Origin of the sequence: Microbulbifer sp. 2205BS26-8, from assembly GCF_030731025.1 — a bacterium.
GTDB classification, from domain to species: Bacteria; Pseudomonadota; Gammaproteobacteria; order Pseudomonadales; family Cellvibrionaceae; genus Microbulbifer; species Microbulbifer spongiae.
Genome location: NZ_JAVAMR010000009.1, coordinates 1 through 20,521, shown reverse-complemented (window position 1 = coordinate 20,521; position 20,521 = coordinate 1). Strand labels below are relative to the sequence as shown.

Here is a 20,521-nt window from a genome sequence, read left to right as displayed (position 1 = left end):
AATCCAACTTTCTGAAGTAATTGGTTTTTGGCGTCTATTTTCTTGCTTCAGCCCGGTAAAGGCAACGCTCTCGCCCGATTAAACACGGAAAACACCCCACTCCTCCCACCCTGATAGCACGCTAGTTCCACCTAAAAACGGAAAAGGCGGCTTATCGCCGCCTTTTCCATGATTGGTCAGTATGGTCGTTAAGGATTACAGTTTTGCTTCAAGCTCGGGAACCGCTTCAAACAAATCCGCCACCAGGCCGTAGTCCGCAACAGAGAATATAGGTGCTTCCTCATCCTTGTTGATGGCTACAATCACCTTGGAGTCCTTCATACCCGCCAAATGCTGGATGGCGCCGGAAATACCGACGGCAATATAGAGATCAGGAGCGACGATCTTACCGGTTTGACCCACCTGCATATCGTTGGGCACAAAACCGGCATCTACTGCAGCGCGGGAAGCACCGACCGCCCCACCGAGCTTGTCGGCCAGCTTGTACAGCATCTCGAAATTTTCGCCATTTTGCATTCCACGCCCACCAGAGATGACCACACGGGCCGCAGTAAGTTCCGGACGGTCGGACTTGGCGAGTTCTTCGCCAATAAAAGAGGAAACACCCGCGTCATCAGCCCTGTCAATGGACTCAATGGGGGCGCTACCCCCCTCAGTGGCCACGGCTTCGAAGGCAGTGGCACGGACCGACAGCACTTTGATGGTATCGCTGCTCTGTACAGTTGCAACAACATTGCCGGCGTAAATCGGGCGCTTGAAGGTATCTGCGCTCTCAACGGCAATAATGTCGGAAATCGGCTGCACATCCAGTAGTGCAGCGGCGCGTGGCAGCATATTTTTGCCCGTAGTGGTGGCAGAAGCCAGGATGTGACTAAAGTCTCTGCCCAGGTCGACAACGAGCCTGGCAGTATTTTCAGCCAACTGATGCTCGTAAGCGGCATTATCTGCCAACAACACCTTGGAAACGCCGTCTACTTTCGCTGCCGCGTCTGCAACGGCGGCACAACCAGCACCGGCAACCAATACCGCAATATCCCCACCGATGGCCTTGGCCGCGGCAACGGTATTGCATGTTGCCCCCTTCAACTCGGCATTATCGTGTTCTGCAATAACCAGGATGCTCATCAGATTACCTTCGCCTCGTTCTTAAGTTTCTCTACCAGCTCGGCCACATCGGCCACTTTCACCCCGGCCTGACGTTCCGCCGGCGGCTCAACCTTTAGAGTTTTGGTGCGCGGAGCAATATCCACACCCAGCGCGTCCGGTGTGGTGATATCGAGAGGCTTTTTCTTCGCCTTCATGATATTGGGCAGGGATGCGTAGCGCGGTTCATTCAGGCGCAGATCCGTCGTTACAATGGCCGGCAGTGTTAACTCGACAGTTTGCAGGCCGCCATCAATCTCACGGGTAACCCGGACGATATCCTCCTCTACAACGACCTCCGAAGCGAAAGTGCCCTGCCCCATACCGGTCAGTGCCCCCAGCATCTGACCAGTCTGGTTGTTGTCTCCATCAATAGACTGTTTACCCAGAATCACCAACTGCGGCTCTTCCTTTTCAACAATGGCTTTCAGGCATTTGGCCACCGCCAGGGGTTGCAGCTCGGCATCAGTTTCCACCAGGATACCGCGGTCGGCCCCCAGTGCCAGCGCGGTACGAATTTGTTCCTGGCACGACTTGGGACCCATGGAAACGGCAACTATCTCGCTGACAACACCTTTTTCCTTCAGGCGCACCGCCTCTTCCACTGCAATTTCGCAGAAGGGGTTGATAGACATTTTGACATTGGCAATATCAACGTCAGAGCCATCCGCCTTGGGGCGAACCTTGACGTTGTAGTCGACAACGCGTTTCACAGCTACAAGAACTTTCATGGAAATCCCGTCTCAAATATGCGTTTTAACAGCCGCGACTGACGATTCACATCGCGAACGGATATGGCGTTCCGGTCAAACAAGTGTTTGAACGGCGTGTATGGTGGCGGTTCTATAGCGTAAAATCAATAGCCAAATAGAAGTCGCGCCTGCCATTCATAAAATCTATTTCCCAGGATAAAAACTCTTGCTCCCTCTCCCCAACCCCTTGAAATACAGCGTATTTGCCATAGCAAATGAGTAGTCATGCAATTGGTAGGGATGATTAAACGCCTATATAATCTGCCATCAATAGCATGGCCAAGTGGCCGTAAAAGTGGACTACAACCGCCGAGGAGAGTGCCGTGGAACGGGAGTCAATGGAATACGATGTAGTGATCGTGGGTGCCGGTCCCGCCGGACTGGCCTCAGCCTGCCGTATCCGCCAGCTCAACGAGGAAATCTCTGTCTGTGTAGTGGAAAAGGGCTCCGAGGTGGGCGCCCATATTCTCTCAGGGGCAGTCTTTGAGCCAACCGCGTTAAATGAACTTTTTCCCGACTGGAAAGCGCGCGGGGCCCCCCTCAATACCGAGGTCACAGGCGACGATATTTACGTGTTGCGCAGTGACGAAACCTCCATCAAGGTCCCCAACCTGTTTGTACCCAGCACCATGCACAACGAGGGCAACTACATTATCAGCCTGGGCAACCTGTGCCGCTGGCTGGCCGAGCAAGCGGAAAACCTGGGGGTAGAAATTTTTCCCGGCTTTGCCGCTGCTGAAATTCTCTACAATGCGGAGGGTGCCGTAAAAGGGATTGCCACCGGTGATATGGGCATTGGCATCAATGGCGAGCACAAAGAGGCCTATATGCCGGGTATGGAACTGCACGCCAAGTACATCCTCTTCGCCGAGGGTTGCCGCGGCCACCTGGGCAAGCAATTGATTGAGCACTTTAAGCTGGATGCTGGCGCCGATCCACAGCACTATGGCATCGGCATCAAGGAAATCTGGAAAGTGCCCACGGATAGGCATCAGCCGGGTCTGGTAGTGCACAGTGCTGGCTGGCCCTTGAACCAGAGCGGCACTCACGGCGGCGGCTTCCTCTATCATTTGGAGGACAACCAGGTTGTGGTCGGCCTGATTACCGACTTGGCCTACAGCAATCCGCACGTCGACCCATATGGGGAGTTCCAGCGCTACAAACACCACCCGGTGATCAGGCAATATCTGGATGGTGGACAGCGCATGGCCTACGGCGCACGCGCCATTGTCAAAGGTGGCCTGCAGTCCCTGCCCAAAATGACCTTCCCCGGCGGCCTGCTGATCGGCGACAACGCCGGCACCCTGAACTTCGCCAAAATCAAGGGTAATCACACAGCGATGAAATCCGGCATGATCGCCGCTGAAAGTGTGGCGGAAGCCATTGCCGCTGGGCGTAACAATGCAGAGCTGACCAATTACAGCACCAAATACCGTAATAGCTGGGCCTGGAAGGAGCTGCACATGCAGCGCAACTTCGGCCCGGCCCAGCACAAGTGGGGTAATATCCTCGGCTCTGCATACGCATTTGTGGATATTAACCTTTTCAGAGGTAAACTGCCCTGGACACTACACGACGCCAAGGCCGATCACGCCCAGTTGAAACCGGCAGCGGACTGTAAAAAGATCAATTACCCAAAACCCGATGGCATTCTCAGCTTCGACAAGTTGTCTTCCGTGTTTATCTCAAACACCAACCACGAAGAAGACCAGCCCTGCCACCTGATTTTGAAAGATGCCGAGGTTCCGCTAAATCACAATCTGCCGATCTACGACGAGCCGGCGCAACGCTACTGCCCTGCCGGTGTGTATGAAGTGGTTGAAGATGCCGGAGGGAAACGTTTCCAGATCAACGCGCAGAACTGTGTGCACTGCAAAACCTGCGACATCAAAGACCCCACCCAGAATATTGTATGGGTAGCACCGGAAGGCGGCGGCGGGCCCAATTATCCGAATATGTAGCCTGTGTTGTTCATAGAAAAATGGCGCATATAAATACTGCGCCATTTTTAGTTGAGATCAGTACTCAAAAAGGCATAAACAGCTCAACAACCTTAACCTTCTGCGGGACAATCAAATTTAAATCTTATTGGCAATAAATTACTTAGCAAAGCTGACCTTTGGCAAAGTATAAAAATGCTGCAAAAGATAAATCCTGTCCCAGTTTGGCAAAGTCTGATAATGATAAAGTCAGATACGCATTAGAATTTGTACTCTACATTGAGTGCAAAATTTTGCCCAGGCGCTCGCTCAAATACGATCACCCCATCCCGCTCAATCTCTACCGACTGGTCAAGCAAGTTTTGCATTTTTAGCTTAACTGTCACTTCTTCAGTGGGATACCAGAAATAAGTCATGTCTAAGGAGTGAAAAGGCTGCTCAAAAGCATCGGGAGAACCCAGTCGACCCGCAAGGTATAAGCGTTCACCAAACACATTATAACCCATAGTTGCAGAATGATTACCATCTGGAGAATCAAATCCTACCAGTATATTAACCACATAATCTGATGCTCCAGCCATAGATCGAACATCGTTGGTAGGTGAATCCGCTTCAACACCTGCAACCAGTTCAGCATCTTGTACCGTAACGTTACCTTGCAGGAAGAAACCATCCATGGTCTCCCCAAGGAAACCCATGGTCTTCAAGCCCTCAAGCTCAACACCTATAAGTTCGCCAGACTCTGCGTTTATGATCTCACGCCCAATATCTGTATCACTCGTTGCCTTCTCAAAGAACTCAATTGGGTCAGTGATTTCTTTGTAGAAAGTAGAAACTGTCAGGCTGTCTCCGCTACCGAAGAACCATTCGGCACGGATATCAAAGCTGGTTACTTCGGATGGGCGAACGCTAGAATTGCCACTAACGCGTTCACCGGTAATAGGATCAAGGTATACGGCATCGGTGATCTCGCGCAGATCTGGACGAATCGCTGTTTGCGATGCCGCGAGACGCAGCTGGAAAGTCTCAGCCCAAAAATCACTCGTATACGTAAGAGAGAGAGCCGGGTAAATTTTATCTTCTCTAAATACAGAGTTGACCAGCTCTTCAGGGTCAGTAGTGACCTGAGGTTCTTGTATAGTGTAACCATAGGGGTTCCAGTCCAGCGCGACCTGATTATAATCCTCCCAGCGTGCACCTGCAGATACGCGCCAGACTTCATTATAGGTCCAGTCAACTTTACCGAAGACTGCGTCGGTAGTCGTAGCGGCGATATAGCTCCTATTGTCAATACCCGCACGCACAAGGCTGTAGTTATTTTCGGGATTCAGTATGTTTTCATCACTGAAAACCGCATCAAGAGGACCTTTTAGTATTGCATCATCAGAAACTTCTAAAATACCCAAACCAAAGCGAGTCTCTTTATACATTCGACCTTTTTCTCTGTAGGCATAACCGCCACTTAACTCGAGCACAGAAGCACTGAACTCGATGGGTAGAGTTGCAGACCAGCCATAGCTGCGGACCTCATCTTCAAGTTCAGTAAAACGAAAGCTCGCACTACCGTTATTCATGCGTATAGAAGAATCGAGAACCTCCCCGGTAGTCGGGTCATTGTCTGTAAAAGCCTGAACAACCACTTCGTTAGGAATATCTGTAGTTGCTGTCGAATCAGAGAAATACCAGTCTAATACCAAATCCTCAGGCACCCAGTTCAACATATTGCCAAACAAGGACTTGGTTTCCTCACCAATTGAGTGGGTGCCTTTTAGTTGATTAACAAAGAGCTCCCGTTCTTCATATCGTATTGAGTAATCTCTAAACCCAGCGCCATCCGACTTGGAAGAGTTCTCATTGAAGAAATCTTTTATATATGTCGTATCATCAGTATTTCGCAGAAATAAACTGGTCAGTCCAATAGTGTGCTCAGCAGAGTAACTCACGCCGACATTCAAGCTGCCTGTGATATCAACTGTTGATGTAGATTCAATCTTAATACCGTACTGTTCTTTCGGATCACCGTAGATACGCTGGGTGGTTTCCCCCTCTCGCCACCTGCTCTTATAAGAACCACTGGCTAGGAATCCCAGCTCCCACTTGTCATCAATATTAAAGCGATTGCCTACGCTCGCCCTAATGTCTGAGTCAGGGTTAGTGGATTCCTCTTCAATCGCGATATCCCGATTCAACTCTAGCGCTAGATTTCGATTCAAACTCTCTGCCGCTGCACGAGCCTCTCGTGGAGATGAATATACATTTCCCTCCGTAATCAGAGTGTTGCGAATACTGTTGACATCTAAACGTCCCAAGAAGCGATCAAGCGCTGCACTGAGTTCTTTAGGCATAGCCCGAGAGCTATCATCGGTACCGAACACATCGTCACCCCCACCAGAATAACTCAGAGCTTCTCCATCAGTTTCACTATTAAAGCCAATGCCAACTTCCAGTGAATATGTAAGTTGATCTGGAATATCCTTAGTACGGATATCCACGTTACCTCCACCAAAGCTCGCAGGCTTATCCGCTGAATAGCTTTTTTGCACAACGAGAGAGTCAACCACTGAAGTTGGGAAAATATCTAAAGGAATAACGTTTCGCGTCAAATCTGGTGACGGAACCGCTGCACCATTCAGAGTGGTACTAGAATATCTCTCTCCTAAGCCCCGAACATACACAAACTTGTTATTTACTAATGACAATCCCGGAATTCGTCTTAGAGCCGCAGCCACAGTAGAGTCGCCGACACGGCTAATCATTTCCGAACCCAACATATCGGTCAGAACTTCTTCTTCAAGCCTCTCATTGAGTAGTGTCTGTGCAGAATCTTGCAGACGCCCTTGAATGAGTACTTCCTCGATTGCCGGAATACTAATGTGCGGTTCTGAAGCGGTAGGAATGTTATGCTGTTCTTCCTGTGCATAGGCATTAGAGACAAACGAAGAGACCGCGGCAATAGCCAGTACCAGCGGCGCTCTTCGAAATATTTCATTTTTAATCATTACTCAGTCTCTTACAGTTTCTGACTAATAAGGTAGTACAATGAAATAGGACGCCGACTCCATCAGCGAAGGCGGCGCTCAAAGAAATCAGGGTGTAATCCTACTGCATCACCTATCTTAATTGGCGATCCAAAGATTTTTATCCAATCCTACAGCCCAACCTCGGGTCCAATCGAGATTCGCCTCGCTCTCACTCAGAGCACCCAAGTACGCACGATTGCCTTTTGGAGTAATGGTAATCGGAACATCATTTACCACCATGTCCGAAATGTTCACACTAAAGATTGGCAGAGTTGCACCTTGAAGAACTTGCAGGTCAGTACTTGCATTTGTAGTTGGGTCAACCGCACCCGTAACATCTGCAAAAATATTTTCGTTGGCAACAGCCCACGCTTGAATAGTTTGACCACCCGGAAGTGCATCACCATTAGTCTTTTCTTCACAAACAAAGATATTCGACTCAAGAACAATATCACCATCCTCTGCACCCTGCAGAGTCTCTTCATTATCTATGCGCAAGCAGTAGTTATCGTTCAAAGATTTGGTGTCTGCAGCAATGAAAGTAGCCACAACCATAGAGTTTATTACAGTTGGGAAAATGGCCTCACGGAAACGCCAGCCTGCACCCGGATCGTCAGAACCATCAACCGGAGAAATAATACAGGTTAAGCCATCGATTGTTGGGCGGCTATTGAGGCCGCGAGCAATGAAGTCTTGGATAGTATCGTCGTCTTTACTTGAATAGCTACCAATACCATCAGACTCGATACAGTTTGCACCTTCTGACTGGCCCTGAATGACCAGAGAGTTGGTAATAGTGCCACGATAACCTTCATCAATATCGATACTGTCATCGTTAACAAACATGGCAACATAGTTAGTCATGTTTACAGCGCCACCGAAAAACTCAACCCCATCATCTTGAGTAGAGTAGGCTTGAATATTTTCCAGAACTGTACCGGAGCCAACAGCACCAAAAGTAATACCATTCAGTTCATTACCTGGCACTACATCAAACCCTGTGTGTTTTACACGAAAATAACTCAGCTTGCCTGAGTTATCAGCATTATTCTCTCCACCATAATTTGATACGGCATCACCAATGAGGCCCTCTACGTCAACATTACACTCACCGTCAGCCATTGCCAGATCACCATCATCTACAGATCCAGTGTATTCACATTTATTAGTGACACCGAAACCATTGACAACCATCCCACCCCACTCACCAACGGCTTCCGGATCAGAGATCTCACCGTTCACATCAGATAACGAGGTAACAGTAATTGGCGCGCTTGAAGTACCCACCGCAAAAATCTGAGAGCCGCGGTTAATCACCAGTGATTCCGCGGCGGAGTTAAATGCCACTGTAACACCTGGCTCAATAGTCAGTTTGGCACCATCACCGCCCTGGGTGATACCAGCTGCTTGCATATCAGCGTGGGAATCGTAGTTTTGACCAATTACTAAACTCCCAATAAATACATGAGCTCCGCCGTCAGCCAAAGTGGCCAAAGTGATATCGTGCATCAAAGGGTTGCCAGCATCTACGAAATCACGCTGGTACTCACAATTACCTTTTGACTCGTTGTAGTCACCGTGAACAATAGTGCCATCCCCTTGTTCATAGTAAGCACAAGGACCATCATAGGAAGTTACGGGTGTGTTTGTTCCCCCGCCGGTGTTTGTCGAATTGTCAACAGTGGTCGGTTCAATATTAATCCCACCACTATCACAACCAGCCATAAGTGCTGCAATGACAGCAACCAGCAAAAGCCTATTCTGTACGCGCTTCATGTTTCCCCCTACAGGAATCTCACCCATTGATATGGGCAGCTCATAAGCATTGAGAGGACTGATAACCATCAAACCAAACAACACACTTTTTGATTGCCCGAAAATTACGTTTGCTTTTTCACCTAAGTGATATGAGCGCGGAGGAGTGTAGAAACGCCATGTTGCGGATTTGTTAAATTTTTATATTTTTAATAATTTTTCCAATAAAAACACATAGGCTTGCATTTTTTTTGAATTTTTTATTGCATAAAAACTTCAGTAATGCTTCAAATAAATGAAATGGCAACAGGGAATGCCTGCTTTTCCCGTCATAAACACAAAACTTAAATGGGCAGCGGTAAAGTCAGGGTGGGATCTTTCTTGAGAAGTGATGAACTCGTGCAGAAGCCCAGAGTCAGCGAAATACTGCCTCTCACTTTATAAATAGCATAACATCAATTATAAGAACCGAGTAAATAGTCTTTACTGGCACTCCGAACAAACAGTTTTCCGGTACCTTCGCAATCATTGTTATCCTCTTCAGCCCAATCGACTAACTGGTAGAAGACATCACGGGAGACCCTCGCTTGAAGACCACCGCGAACTTCCAGATAAGGGATTAGTCGGGAAGGGGTTCCGAACTGCTGCAAGCGCCAATTAGATGCTTCATCCAGCGCAATAACATCACCCACATTGGTGGTAAACAACAACGTCTGCGCATCGCCATTCGCATTGCGTGCCACCTGAGTCGCTACAAAAGGCACGTCTTCTACTTGAATGCGCATCTTCTCCACAGGAGTTACCAGAAAGTACTCCCCCCCTTCCCGCTTCAAAATCCCGGCAAACAACTTGACCAGTGATTGGCGGCGGATCTCACTGCCCTCGTGTACCCATCGGCCGTCGCGCTTGATGACCATATCCATATCGCCGCATAAATCTGGATTCCACCGTTCAACCGGGGGGTGTCCTTGAAACGCCTTCTGCAACGCCTGCAACTGCTGGAAAAGTGGTTCAGCCAAAGGACGGGCCCGCGATGTCACCAGAATGGCTGGTTTCCTGGGGCTTGCGGGCAGAGATATCGCCGATATGGACACCCACATCCATAATGAACTCCATCAGGCCCTCTCTATCCTCAATCACATCGGCGAACGACTTGGAATGGTAAAGCTCTACAGCCCCCTGAACCAAAGCCCAATAGGTAGAGTAGTAATAGTAAGCTGGCACCCTCTTGATCATGCCCTGCTCCATCCTGCGCTCAAATACCCGGTTCAGTGCAGAGGCAATGGCATTGCGGATTGTATGGAGCTCGGCGATCATCTCAGGGGCCTGGTTCAGGGCGATGATCTTCTCTTCCAGGCGCTGAAAGAGTCGATCCTTGCCGGGATCGGCCATACGGGACTCAAAGTAGGCCCGAGCCGGTGCAGCAATATCCCCCCGTTCAGCATTACCCACAGCCACCTTGAGCCGTTCGGCAAGAGACCGCTCATAATCCATCAACAAGCGCATATAGATTTCCGTCTTTGAAACAAAGTGCTTGTAGATAGTGCCTTTGCCGATATCCACACGATCGGCAATCTGCTCAACAGTGACCTTTTCTTCACCGTGCTCCAGCAGAAGCTCCAGAGCTGCATCCAGGATGCGCTGCTCTCGTGCGCGAAACCTCTGAACCTTCTCTTTTGCCTTATCCATATTTCCAACCCTTTCTGCCCGTACTATTGGGAACTGAAATTGACTATTTGTTCATGAATAATAGGCAATTCGAGTCGCTTGGAAAAGCAAATCGGGAAATTAGTCTAGTTAATACGAAGAAAGACAAGCCATTATGTATGAATTTTGATCAATTCATCCAAAAAAAGCCCTAACCCTTACTCCCCGATCCCCCTTTAAGCAGACAAAAGCCTACCTGGCGTCCACTTGCTCGCAGATCAGTGGCTGAAGGCCTGTTCAGTAAGCAGGTGGACAAAACTATGACTATTGATGTTTTTCGCGTCATCTACTGTTATTATTCCCGCGCTGAGCAACCTATGTACGCCCTCCCGGACAATCCCGACTATTCCTATTATTAGCCTGTCGGCCAGTCCAATTGTGAGTGAATCCAACTCGGGAGCCAGAGATACAAGTAACCCCGGGCAGTTGCGCTATTTCTGCCAGGCGACAGTCAGCCAGAGTATGAAGGGCCCATTGGATATCCCGGTGAACAGGTAACCTTGTCCATGTCTGAAACACTGAACAAACTACTCGATGTCGAAGAGCTGGATCGCAACCTCTTTCGCAGCCGCCACCATGTGGAAAACTATCGAAAAATACTTTTTGGCGGACAAGTGCTGGGCCAGGCCCTGACTGCCGCCAGCCGGACGGTAGAAAGCCGTCTGCCCCACTCCCTGCACGCCTACTTTTTACGCCCAGGCTCTAGTGAATTACCTGTTATCTATGAAGTTGATCCCATCCGAGATGGTGGCAGCTTCACCACCAGGCGGGTTGTTGCCAAGCAACGGGGGCGGGCCATCTTTAACATGTCCGCTTCGTTTCAAATCAAGGAGGCAGGCTTCGATCATCAGACGGATATGCCCAACGGGGAGATTCCGGCGCCGGAGAGCCTGAAAAACACCCAGCAGCTGGCGCTGGAAGCGGGGCTTGTCAGCCCACAGTACGATCAGCGGCGCTATATGATCGACTTTCGCCCCGTTGACCCCCACAGCTACTTTGCTACCGAAATCCACGAGCCCAAGTGCAAGTTCTGGCTGCGCGCAGAGGGCGGCATGTCCGACGACCCAATGGAGCACCGCGCCGCCCTCTGCTATGCATCGGATATGGGCCTGCTGGGCACCTCTCTGCAACCGCACCATACCTCCCTGTTTGACCCCCACCTGATGCCCGCCAGTATCGACCATGCCATGTGGTTCCACCGGGATTTCCGCATGGATCAGTGGCTTTTGTATGTCACCGACAGCCCTTCGGCCAGCGGCGCGCGCGGATACACCCGCGGCCAGATCTTCACCCGCGATGGTCTCCTTGTAGCCTCCACCGCGCAAGAGGGGCTCATACGGAAAATTAAACACTAAACCTGTTTAAATGCCGGGGACTTAGCCCGTTGCCACAGGTTGAGACAAATCTGGATCGAACTTCAGCGACATTGTTTACTTTTTAAAGTCAAAAGCCCTTTAGGCATATTGTTGAGATTTACAAATCATCACTTGCTATTTTAAATTCACTTGGCTGTATACAATTTACTCCCACTCGATCGTCGCCGGCGGCTTGCTGGATACGTCATATACCACGCGGGAAATTTGCGCTATCTCATTGATAATGCGATTGGAGACTTTCTCGATCAGTTGGTAGGGCAGATGCGCCCAGCGCGCTGTCATAAAATCCACGGTTTCCACAGCGCGAAGAGCCACCACATATTCGTAGCGACGACCATCACCCACCACACCGACTGATTTCACCGGCAGGAACACGGCAAATGCCTGGCTGGTTTTGTGATACCAATCGGACTTGTGCAACTCCTCGATAAAAATTGCATCTGCCTCACGCAGGATATCCGCATATTCCCTCCTCACCTCCCCTAGGATACGCACACCCAGGCCCGGACCCGGAAAGGGGTGGCGGTATACCATATCGTAAGGCAGCCCTAGCTCCAGCCCGATCTTGCGCACCTCGTCCTTGAACAGCTCCCGCAGGGGCTCCACCAGCGCAAATTGCATGTCCTCCGGCAGGCCGCCCACATTGTGATGAGACTTGATAACATGTGCCTTACCTGTCTTGGCGGCAGCGGACTCAATAACATCTGGATAGATGGTGCCCTGGGCCAGGAATTTTACATCCCGCAGTTTGGAGGCTTCCCGGTCGAACACCTCAATAAAGGCATTGCCGATAATCTTGCGCTTGGACTCAGGCTCAACCACACCCGCCAAGCGAGAGAGGAAGTAGTCTTCAGCGTCTGCACGAATTACACATACCCCCATGTTCTCGGCGAACATCTGCATTACCTGGTCGCCTTCGCTTTTGCGCAGCAGGCCATTGTCCACAAATACACAGGTCAGCTGATCACCGATCGCCCTGTGCAGAAGTGCTGCCACCACGGAGCTGTCGACACCGCCGGACAATCCCAGCAGTACCTTGCACTTGCCCACCTGTTCACGCACTCTGGCGACAACGTCTTCAATAATGTTCGCAGGCGTCCACAGTTTTTCGCAGCCACAAATATCTATCACAAAGTGCTCGTAGATACGCGCACCCTGCAAAGTGTGCGTCACTTCCGGGTGAAACTGCACGCCGAAGAAGTTCTTCTCTGCGTTGTACATACCTGCAATGGGGCAGGAATCCGTAGAAGCCATACGCATAAAGCCCCCTGGCATCTGTACCACTTTATCCCCATGGCTCATCCAAACATCCAGCAGTGCATTACCATCATCGCTGAGGTGATCCTTGATATCACGCAGCAAACTTGAAGTGCCTTCAACCTTAATCTGGGCGTATCCAAATTCGCGCACACGGCTACCCTGCACCGCACCGCCAAGCTGATGCGCCATGGTCTGCATGCCGTAACAAATGCCCAATACCGGCACTCCTAGGTTGAAAACCACTTCCGGCGCACGAGGCGAGCCCGTTTCCGGCACAGACTCGGGACCACCGGCCAGGATAATGCCTTTTGGGTTGTACTCGCGAATCTCCTCCTCACTCATATCAAAAGCGCGGATTTCGGAAAAAACACCCAACTCGCGTACGCGACGGGCAATCAACTGAGTGTACTGGGACCCGAAGTCCAGGATCAGTATTCGACTGGAATGGATATCTTGGCTCATGATTGACTCGATACAATGAAAAAATAGCGGCAAACGGACCAAAAGGTCCGTTTGCCGCTTGTTTTTGAGGCTGTGGTTTGTCGTCTGGGGGCAGCTTCCAGTCCCTACCGTCCACTCACCGGGTAATTGGGCGCTTCCTTTGTGATCTGCACATCATGCACATGGGATTCGCCCATACCTGCAGCAGTCACTCGGACAAATTCCGGGCGGGTGCGCATGGTTTCAACATCCACACTGCCGGTATAGCCCATGGCCGAGCGCAGCCCACCCATCATCTGGTGCACGATGACAGACAGCGGCCCCTTGTAGGGAACGCGTCCTTCAATACCTTCGGGCACCAGTTTCTCTGCGCCCTTGCTGACATCCTGAAAATAGCGGTCAGATGAGCCCTGGGTGCGCGCCATGGCACCGAGAGAACCCATGCCTCGGTAGGATTTGTAGGTACGCCCCTGGTACAGTTCCACCTCACCGGGTGCCTCTTCCGTACCGGCAAACATCGAGCCCATCATAACCGAGGAAGCGCCGGCAACAATGGCCTTGGAAATATCACCAGAGTAGCGGATACCACCATCGGCAATCATCGGGACTCCGGTACCTTCCAGTGCCCTGGCAACCTCTGCAATCGCAGTCACCTGGGGCACACCGATTCCCGTCACGATACGGGTAGTGCAGATAGAACCCGGACCAATGCCCACTTTCACCGCATCGGCACCAGCCTCAAGCAAGGCCCGTGCAGCTTCACCAGTAGCAATATTGCCCCCGATCACATCCACCTGGGGGTGCATCCTATTGATCCGCCGCACTCGATCAATCACGTTACGAGAATGGCCGTGGGCGGTATCCACCACCAATACATCCACGCCGGCCTCCACCAATGCCGCTACACGGTTATCGGTGTCAGGGCTTGTGCCCACTGAAGCGCCTACGCGTAAGCGGCCATCGGAATCCTTGCAGGAATTAGGGTACTGCTCCGCCTTATTAAAATCCTTAACCGTAATCAGGCCGCGCAGCTCGAAATCATCGTCCACCACTAGCACTTTTTCGATGCGGTGCTGGTGAAGCAGCTCGCGCACCTGGTTGGGGGATGCGCCTTCATGGGCAGTTACCAAACGCTCCTTCGGGGTCATGATGCTGGCCACACTGACATCTAAGTCGGTGAGAAAGCGCACATCACGGCTGGTAACAATACCTACCAAGTCGCCTTTATCCATCACCGGAACACCGGAGATATTGTGGTGCGCGGTGAGCGCTATCAGCTCGCGCACAGTGGCATCAGATTCAATGGTAATGGGGTCCTTGACCACACCGGCTTCGAATTTCTTCACCGCGCGCACCTCAAGGGCCTGCTTCTCTATAGACATGCTTTTGTGAATAATGCCAATACCGCCCTCCTGAGCCAGAGCAATAGCCAGCCGCGCCTCTGTTACCGTATCCATGGCAGCGGATACCATGGGGATATTCAGGGAAATGTTGCGGGACAGTTTGGTTTTGAGACTGACATCCTTGGCGGTCACCTCGGAATAACCGGGTACGAGCAGAACGTCGTCGAAAGTGAGGGCTTCGCGCGCGATGCGCAGACTGGATTCAGACATTGACACTCAAACCTCGAAAAAATAGGCGGGATTGGGTATCGGCGCGATTATACCTCCAAGCGCCCAAGACGCAAACGGCAATTTGCTGAAAACCGAAATTATCGGGCAAAAGGTTTTACCTCTCGCGGCGTTACTGCAATATTGCTGCCCCAACCTTCTCGTGAGAGCAACCAATGCAACCGGCCTCCCTACCCCCAGGTACCAAGCGAAGTGTCCTGTCAGTCAGCGAGCTGAACTGGGAGGTAAAGCACCTGTTGGAGAACAGCGTACCCTTGTTGTGGGTCAATGGGGAAATATCCAACTTTGCCAAACCCAGTTCCGGACACTGGTATTTCAGCCTCAAAGACGCCCGCGCACAGGTGCGTTGCGCCATGTTTCGCAACCGCAACCGCAGCGTTGCCTTCCAACCGCAAAATGGTCGCGAGGTGCTGATCCGCGCAAGAGTGAGCCTGTATGAAGGGCGTGGGGAGTTCCAGCTGGTAGTGGAGCATATGGAAGAGGCCGGTTTCGGTATACTGATGCGCCAGTTGGAGCAGCTCAAAGTCAAGCTTCGGGCAGAGGGGCTGTTCGACAGTGCGCGCAAGCGCCCATTGCCCTACCTGCCTCTCAATATTGGCATTATCACCTCACCTATCGGCGCAGTCATCCACGACATGATCCATGTCCTACACCGGCGCCATCCGGCTGCAGAAATAGGATTGTGGCCAGTGGCGGTACAAGGCCAGGGAGCAGCGCAGCAGATTGCCGAAACGATTGAAAAAGCCGGGCGCAGTCAACGCCATGACCTCCTAATCGTGGGTCGCGGCGGTGGCTCTCTTGAGGATCTATGGCCATTTAACGAGGAAATTGTGGCCAGAGCACTGGCCGCCTGCCCGATTCCCACTATTTCCGCCGTGGGGCATGAAACCGATAACTCTGTCACAGACCTAGTTGCTGACTTGCGTGCCCCTACCCCATCGGCTGCAGCAGAAATTGCCAGTGCCAATAGTCGCGAATTATTCCAGCGGCTGGAAAGTGACAGGCGCCGCTTGTTTCGAGCCCTACAGCACCAGTTACACCAGCTGCACCAGCGGGTAATGCTGAAGCGCAACCGCTTGCGCCATCCCAAAGAGCAACTGCTAAACCGTGCCCAACGCCTGGACCATCTCGAGATACGCCTGATCGCAGTGGGGCAACAGCAGGTGCAACAGCGCCAAACCAGGCTCTCTACAGCTCGGCGGGCCTTAGCCCATTGTCATCCCAAGCACCATATTCACGACAAGCACAGGCAGGTTGAGCAGGCCCAGCGCAGCCTCCAGCGTGCAGCCAAACAACAACTCCAGCACAGCCGCGACACCTTTTTGCATATTGCTCAGCTGCTCAATAACGTGAACCCCCTGGCAGTTTTGCAGCGGGGTTACGCCATTGTTATGGACCTGGAAGGCGGGGCGTTGAAAGACAGCTGCGCCCTGGTTCCCAAGCAAAAGGTCAAAGTCAGGCTGGCCCGTGGGCACTTTACCGCACAAGTCGAATCCACAGAGGGCTGAATTCACCCCAGATATTTTGGAATTTTCCTATTGCTGCTTAACCGTTGAGTTCCATTATTCCCTTCGAGATTGTCACCTCCTGTTGCTTGGGGCAACTACTTGAAAACCGACACATCGGCGCGGATAGAACCTCCCAGGTGCTGCATATCGCCTCCCCCTGACAAAGCCTCGACAGGGATCATCACCAAGGAGTTACTGTACCGTCGTCGCATGAATAACTAGAAAAAACCTGGGACTCTGCCCTAGTTAGGCAGACGCATTGGCCCACTGCCCGAGTTTCGAAAGGAGCCCCTTTTTAGGTACTGCTCCACGACTAATATAAAGCCGGGTTATACAGTGAGCACGATTTTCCCAATGACTTTACCGGCTTCCAGCAGTCGGTGCGCCTCTGCCACCTGCTCCAGCGGAAACTGCGCCGCTATCTGCGGGCGGACTTTGCCGTTCGCAATCAACGGCCAGACCCGGGCCTCCAGTGCGTGCGCGATTTCTGCTTTAACTTGTGCCGTGCGGTGTCTCAGGGTAGAGCCGGTCAATATCAAGCGCTTGAGCATGACCGGCAGCATGTTGACCTGCACCTCAGCGCCCCGCTGATAGGCAATATTGACAATCCGGCCATCGTAAGCCGCCACACTTATATTGCGGTCAATATAGTCCCCTCCCACCATATCCAGGATGACATCAGCACCGTGATCTCCAGTGGCTTCTCGCACGACTTGCACAAAGTCCTCCACCCGGTAATTGATTGCCCTTTCCGCACCGAGTATTTCACAGGCCGTACACTTTCCCTCTGAGCCCGCTGTGGTAAAAACCCGTGCGCCCAAACGATATGCCAATTGGATCGCCGTAGTACCAATACCGGAGGAACCGCCATGTACCAACAGCGTTTCTCCACTTTGCAATTTGGCCCGGTCAAACACATTGGTCCAGACAGTAAAGAAATTCTCAGGCAGAGCCGCCGCTTCAACCTCAGAAAGTCCGGCCGGAATCGGCAAACACTGGCCTTCAGCAACAGCGGCATATTCTGCGTAACCACCTCCGTTCGTCAGCGCACATACCCTGTCGCCCACTCGCCAGCGCCGCACCGCCTCACCCACAGCAACCACTTTTCCGGCCACTTCAAGACCCGGGATTGGCGACGCGCCTGGGGGGGCTGGATATTGCCCCTTGCGCTGTACGATATCCGGGCGGTTAACTCCGGCCGCCGCCACTTTAATCAACACCTCGTCTGTCGCAATCCCCGGTTTGGCCAATTCCACCAATTGCATCACTTCCGGGCCACCATACCCCAACAACTCAATCACACGCATCATCCCCTCCTCTAAGTATGCGCCAGACATGGATGTCTGGAATTCTCTCTCAACAGCCATCAATTTGGTCAATATGACACAGCAGCGAGGAGCATTCATTATTCAATGGTCAAACAGCTCAATTTGCCGAGCACCTACCGTATCATCTCAAGTCACCTGGGGAGAAAACCTGAAATCCACCGGGGGTCGACAGGGTAGGATTAAAGGCAAAATAGCCCACCTCGTGGAATTGACGGACTTGGCGCCCCACACAGCAAAATCAGGCCCACAAGCAAGTGGATATAGACGCAGCCCCCTAATGCCGAACCGGCAAAGGCAACTATTTTTCGATTAGGGCTTGCAAACTTCTGCCTAGCGCGGCAGAATTCGCGCCCAGCTGGACGTTGAAGAACTGGGAATATTTGCTAACTTACGGATTTTTAAGGAATTTCTTATAAAACCACTTGACTGGAAAAACCCGATTCTCTATAGTTTGAAGCCATAACGCGCTCGTAGCTCAGCTGGATAGAGTACCTGGCTACGAACCAGGCGGTCGTAGGTTCGAATCCTACCGAGCGCGCCAATAAAATCAAAGGCTTACATCAATCGGTGTAAGCCTTTTTTTGTTGTGGTACCAAATGTGGTACCAAATAAGGGAGGCAATCACAAAAAACTGTATGTTTATTCAGTACACAGTTATCAGCTTATTCCTGCCTTTTCTACTCCCTCATCTGTGCCAAACTCTGGGCAGATTCTTGCTCCGAAAAGCGCAGTCCATACTTCTCAACTATCGCCATAAACCTCTGAACATAGATGGCTTGCACTGGCTCATAAGGTGGCATCCATTCGTCATAGCAAGATGGGTATAATTGGGCGCATGACAATTTCTCTTCTGTTTTGAATATTGTACAGAAAACTATTATTATTACTTTCTTAATAATGGCTATGATGATCATTTCCTTTACGATTTTCTGCAGAGAGCTTTCACCACATTAGTTCATGTTCAGGCTGGGCGTAAATAAAGCCATATATTGAATAGAACGGCAAACATAGTTTAGGTTATGAAATATGAATCGAATAATTATCTACACATTTACATTCTTAGCATTGCAACTCGTTGGCTGCGCGTCAGTTCCAAAGAAAGATAATACTGAATTATCACTAAGAAAATCTCTACCTATACAAATCTTCATGGGAACCTGTGTAGTAGGTCGTGCCAGCTCAGACGCGGTAGCCAGTCAAGCATTGGAAATGGGGTTCAGTGAGGCTCGAAGCAACGTCGCACAAAGCTATTTGAGAGGAAATTCCGGAAGAGCTTGGCATTTGAAAAACGAACAAGGGGAGTTTGGTCTAACAGCACTAAATAACAGTCTTTGCTCTGTTTTTATTCATCAAGGTGAACCGGAAAAATTGCAAGCAAGCATGGAATCATGGCTCCCGCCTGGAAACAGCGGCTTCAGTTACAAAAAGGAATTAGTTTCACAGTCAGAGTATCTTACTACCACCTCGTATCAGCTATTTCGCGCAGGGAAACTGGTGGAGCAATGGGTAATTACCCTCAATTCACAGCCCGATGCCGAACTCGTAGCAATAATGTCCTATGATAGTCCGTGAGCCTAATCAATTAAAAGAGGGCCTCTAGCCCTCTTTCACTCCCCAATCACCACCCGCAGGTTCACCGTGCGCTGGATGCACTCCATGCGCCAGGCTCATTTATTGATCTCCTCACTCTCGGTGCCCTCTGCAACAGCGGAGGCCTGCAGGGTTTCCACCTTGCCCGGTGTCTGCCAGGGCGTGCCGTCGGCATTGCTGCGCACTTGGTTTGCTTTTATTATTGCAGAGAGCGCACTAAATAAGCATCCTGATGGCGGCATTATCTTCTTAGTCAGAGAGAGCGGTATAACCCATGGTTACTAGTTTAAGAGAAATCTACCAACTGAAAATCCAGTTAAATGATATACGACCACCAATTTGGAGGCGACTTTTAATTTCCAGCACCTCTTCTCTTGAAGACTTTCATCATACAATACAAATTGTAATGGGATGGACGAACTCTCACCTGCATCAGTTCGTTTGCGGAAGTTCACGCTATGGGAATATAGATCCAGAATTCGACATAGATCCAGGATTTACATTACACGATGAAATAAATTTCAGGGTAAAGGACCTCCTAAAAAAGGAAGATGACTCAATTCTATACGAATATGATTTTGGTGATGGTTGGGAGCATAAAATAACACTGGAAAAAATACTCCCCTACAAAAAGAATCAAACTCTGCCGTTTTGTATAAAAGGAAAACGAGCCTGTCCACCTGAAGAGGTTGGTGGGGTTTTTGGGTATTTTGATTTTCTTGAAAAATGGAGCAATGAAGCTCACCCTGAATATAAAGATATGCGTGAATGGGCAGGAGATCATTTTGAATCAGAAAGTTTCTCTCCATCCGAAACAAACGAGATACTCCGAGAAGTATTCACCAGAACATAATCAAGTAAAGGAGGAGGCGATAGAGCCTCTCCTTTACTCCCCAATCACCACCCGCAGATTCACTGTGCGCTGGATGCATTCCATGCGCCAGGCACCTTTATTGACCTCTTCATTCTCGGTGCCCTCTGCCATTGCGGAGGCCTGCAGGGTTTCCACCTTGCCCGGTGTCTGCCAGGGCGTGCCATCGGCATTGTTGCGCACCTGGTTATCCGTGGTG

15 protein-coding genes and 1 tRNA gene are annotated in these 20,521 nt (G+C 50.8%); 6 read left to right on the top strand and 10 right to left on the bottom strand.

The window, feature by feature from the left end; all coding sequences use genetic code 11:
• Nucleotides 1-195: 195 nt before the first annotated feature.
• Together Q5Y71_RS04840 and Q5Y71_RS04835 are read right to left on the bottom strand one after the other, a co-directional pair.
• Complete coding sequence (locus Q5Y71_RS04840; RefSeq protein ID WP_306040544.1) at nucleotides 196-1,125, bottom strand: FAD-binding protein; 930 nt, start codon at nucleotides 1,123-1,125, stop codon at nucleotides 196-198.
• Nucleotides 1,125-1,874 (bottom strand): electron transfer flavoprotein subunit beta/FixA family protein, encoded by a 750-nt coding sequence (locus tag Q5Y71_RS04835; RefSeq protein WP_306040542.1) that lies wholly within the window; start codon nucleotides 1,872-1,874, stop codon nucleotides 1,125-1,127. Before Q5Y71_RS04835 ends, Q5Y71_RS04840 begins: the two co-directional genes overlap by 1 nt.
• Before the next feature lie 359 nt (nucleotides 1,875-2,233).
• Between Q5Y71_RS04835 and Q5Y71_RS04830 the strand changes: the two genes are divergently transcribed.
• Complete coding sequence (locus Q5Y71_RS04830; RefSeq protein ID WP_306040647.1) at nucleotides 2,234-3,856, top strand: electron transfer flavoprotein-ubiquinone oxidoreductase; 1,623 nt, start codon at nucleotides 2,234-2,236, stop codon at nucleotides 3,854-3,856.
• A gap of 239 nt (nucleotides 3,857-4,095) precedes the next feature.
• Here the strand turns inward: Q5Y71_RS04830 and Q5Y71_RS04825 are convergent, their stop codons facing one another.
• The 4 genes from Q5Y71_RS04825 to Q5Y71_RS04810 form a co-directional block, all read right to left on the bottom strand.
• Entirely contained in the window at nucleotides 4,096-6,834 is a 2,739-nt protein-coding gene (locus tag Q5Y71_RS04825) for a TonB-dependent receptor domain-containing protein (RefSeq protein ID WP_306040540.1), read from the bottom strand.
• 117 nt (nucleotides 6,835-6,951) lie between these two features.
• On the bottom strand, nucleotides 6,952-8,715 hold the full coding sequence (locus tag Q5Y71_RS04820; protein WP_306040539.1) for a serine/threonine protein kinase: 1,764 nt from the start codon (nucleotides 8,713-8,715) through the stop codon (nucleotides 6,952-6,954).
• A 350-nt stretch (nucleotides 8,716-9,065) separates the two neighbouring features.
• Nucleotides 9,066-9,629 (bottom strand): DUF1285 domain-containing protein, encoded by a 564-nt coding sequence (locus Q5Y71_RS04815; RefSeq protein WP_306040537.1) that lies wholly within the window; start codon nucleotides 9,627-9,629, stop codon nucleotides 9,066-9,068.
• The gene (locus Q5Y71_RS04810) at nucleotides 9,622-10,299 is read right to left on the bottom strand and encodes a TetR/AcrR family transcriptional regulator (RefSeq protein WP_301418145.1); all 678 of its coding nucleotides are present in this window, start codon (nucleotides 10,297-10,299) and stop codon (nucleotides 9,622-9,624) included. The genes Q5Y71_RS04815 and Q5Y71_RS04810 overlap by 8 nt, the downstream gene beginning before the upstream one ends.
• A gap of 524 nt (nucleotides 10,300-10,823) precedes the next feature.
• Here Q5Y71_RS04810 and Q5Y71_RS04805 point away from each other — a divergent pair.
• Nucleotides 10,824-11,672 carry an acyl-CoA thioesterase II gene (locus Q5Y71_RS04805; RefSeq protein ID WP_306040534.1) on the top strand — a complete coding sequence of 283 codons (849 nt, stop codon included), beginning with the start codon at nucleotides 10,824-10,826 and terminating at the stop codon, nucleotides 11,670-11,672.
• 165 nt (nucleotides 11,673-11,837) lie between these two features.
• Here Q5Y71_RS04805 and guaA read toward each other — a convergent pair whose 3' ends face one another.
• The gene (gene guaA / locus Q5Y71_RS04800; protein WP_306040532.1) at nucleotides 11,838-13,415 is read right to left on the bottom strand and encodes a glutamine-hydrolyzing GMP synthase; all 1,578 of its coding nucleotides are present in this window, start codon (nucleotides 13,413-13,415) and stop codon (nucleotides 11,838-11,840) included.
• A gap of 104 nt (nucleotides 13,416-13,519) precedes the next feature.
• Nucleotides 13,520-15,007 carry an IMP dehydrogenase gene (gene guaB / locus Q5Y71_RS04795; protein WP_306040530.1) on the bottom strand — a complete coding sequence of 496 codons (1,488 nt, stop codon included), beginning with the start codon at nucleotides 15,005-15,007 and terminating at the stop codon, nucleotides 13,520-13,522.
• Nucleotides 15,008-15,180: 173 nt separating this feature from the next.
• On the opposite strand from guaB, the gene xseA reads away from it, so the two are divergent.
• Nucleotides 15,181-16,533 carry an exodeoxyribonuclease VII large subunit gene (gene xseA / locus Q5Y71_RS04790; protein ID WP_306040529.1) on the top strand — a complete coding sequence of 451 codons (1,353 nt, stop codon included), beginning with the start codon at nucleotides 15,181-15,183 and terminating at the stop codon, nucleotides 16,531-16,533.
• Nucleotides 16,534-16,862: 329 nt separating this feature from the next.
• Here the strand turns inward: xseA and Q5Y71_RS04785 are convergent, their stop codons facing one another.
• A complete protein-coding gene (locus Q5Y71_RS04785; protein WP_371876996.1) occupies nucleotides 16,863-17,843 on the bottom strand; it encodes an NAD(P)H-quinone oxidoreductase in 981 nt (326 codons plus the stop codon).
• 482 nt (nucleotides 17,844-18,325) lie between these two features.
• Between Q5Y71_RS04785 and Q5Y71_RS04780 the strand changes: the two genes are divergently transcribed.
• From Q5Y71_RS04780 to Q5Y71_RS04770, 3 genes are all read left to right on the top strand, one after another.
• Nucleotides 18,326-18,402 (top strand) — tRNA-Arg (locus Q5Y71_RS04780).
• A 485-nt stretch (nucleotides 18,403-18,887) separates the two neighbouring features.
• On the top strand, nucleotides 18,888-19,433 hold the full coding sequence (locus Q5Y71_RS04775) for a hypothetical protein (RefSeq protein ID WP_306040527.1): 546 nt from the start codon (nucleotides 18,888-18,890) through the stop codon (nucleotides 19,431-19,433).
• A 292-nt stretch (nucleotides 19,434-19,725) separates the two neighbouring features.
• A complete protein-coding gene (locus Q5Y71_RS04770; protein ID WP_306040525.1) occupies nucleotides 19,726-20,304 on the top strand; it encodes a plasmid pRiA4b ORF-3 family protein in 579 nt (192 codons plus the stop codon).
• 33 nt (nucleotides 20,305-20,337) lie between these two features.
• On the opposite strand, the gene Q5Y71_RS04765 is transcribed toward Q5Y71_RS04770, so the two are convergent.
• Nucleotides 20,338-20,521, bottom strand: a 184-nt coding sequence (locus Q5Y71_RS04765; protein ID WP_306040523.1) for a hypothetical protein, incomplete at its 5' end; no start/stop codon positions are given.

Excerpts from the sequence above, each read along its gene's own strand:
- Q5Y71_RS04775 (WP_306040527.1), top strand. The coding sequence starts at position 18,888 with ATGAATCGAATAATTATCTACACATTTACATTCTTAGCATTGCAACTC.
- Q5Y71_RS04805 (WP_306040534.1), top strand. The coding sequence starts at position 10,824 with ATGTCTGAAACACTGAACAAACTACTCGATGTCGAAGAGCTGGATCGC.
- Q5Y71_RS04830 (WP_306040647.1), top strand. The coding sequence starts at position 2,234 with ATGGAATACGATGTAGTGATCGTGGGTGCCGGTCCCGCCGGACTGGCC.
- Q5Y71_RS04835 (WP_306040542.1), bottom strand. The coding sequence starts at position 1,874 with ATGAAAGTTCTTGTAGCTGTGAAACGCGTTGTCGACTACAACGTCAAG.
- Q5Y71_RS04825 (WP_306040540.1), bottom strand. The coding sequence starts at position 6,834 with ATGATTAAAAATGAAATATTTCGAAGAGCGCCGCTGGTACTGGCTATT.
- Q5Y71_RS04840 (WP_306040544.1), bottom strand. The coding sequence starts at position 1,125 with ATGAGCATCCTGGTTATTGCAGAACACGATAATGCCGAGTTGAAGGGG.
- Q5Y71_RS04770 (WP_306040525.1), top strand. The coding sequence starts at position 19,726 with ATGGTTACTAGTTTAAGAGAAATCTACCAACTGAAAATCCAGTTAAAT.
- Q5Y71_RS04810 (WP_301418145.1), bottom strand. The coding sequence starts at position 10,299 with ATGGATAAGGCAAAAGAGAAGGTTCAGAGGTTTCGCGCACGAGAGCAG.
- guaA (WP_306040532.1), bottom strand. The coding sequence starts at position 13,415 with ATGAGCCAAGATATCCATTCCAGTCGAATACTGATCCTGGACTTCGGG.
- Q5Y71_RS04785 (WP_371876996.1), bottom strand. The coding sequence starts at position 17,843 with ATGATGCGTGTGATTGAGTTGTTGGGGTATGGTGGCCCGGAAGTGATG.
- xseA (WP_306040529.1), top strand. The coding sequence starts at position 15,181 with ATGCAACCGGCCTCCCTACCCCCAGGTACCAAGCGAAGTGTCCTGTCA.
- guaB (WP_306040530.1), bottom strand. The coding sequence starts at position 15,007 with ATGTCTGAATCCAGTCTGCGCATCGCGCGCGAAGCCCTCACTTTCGAC.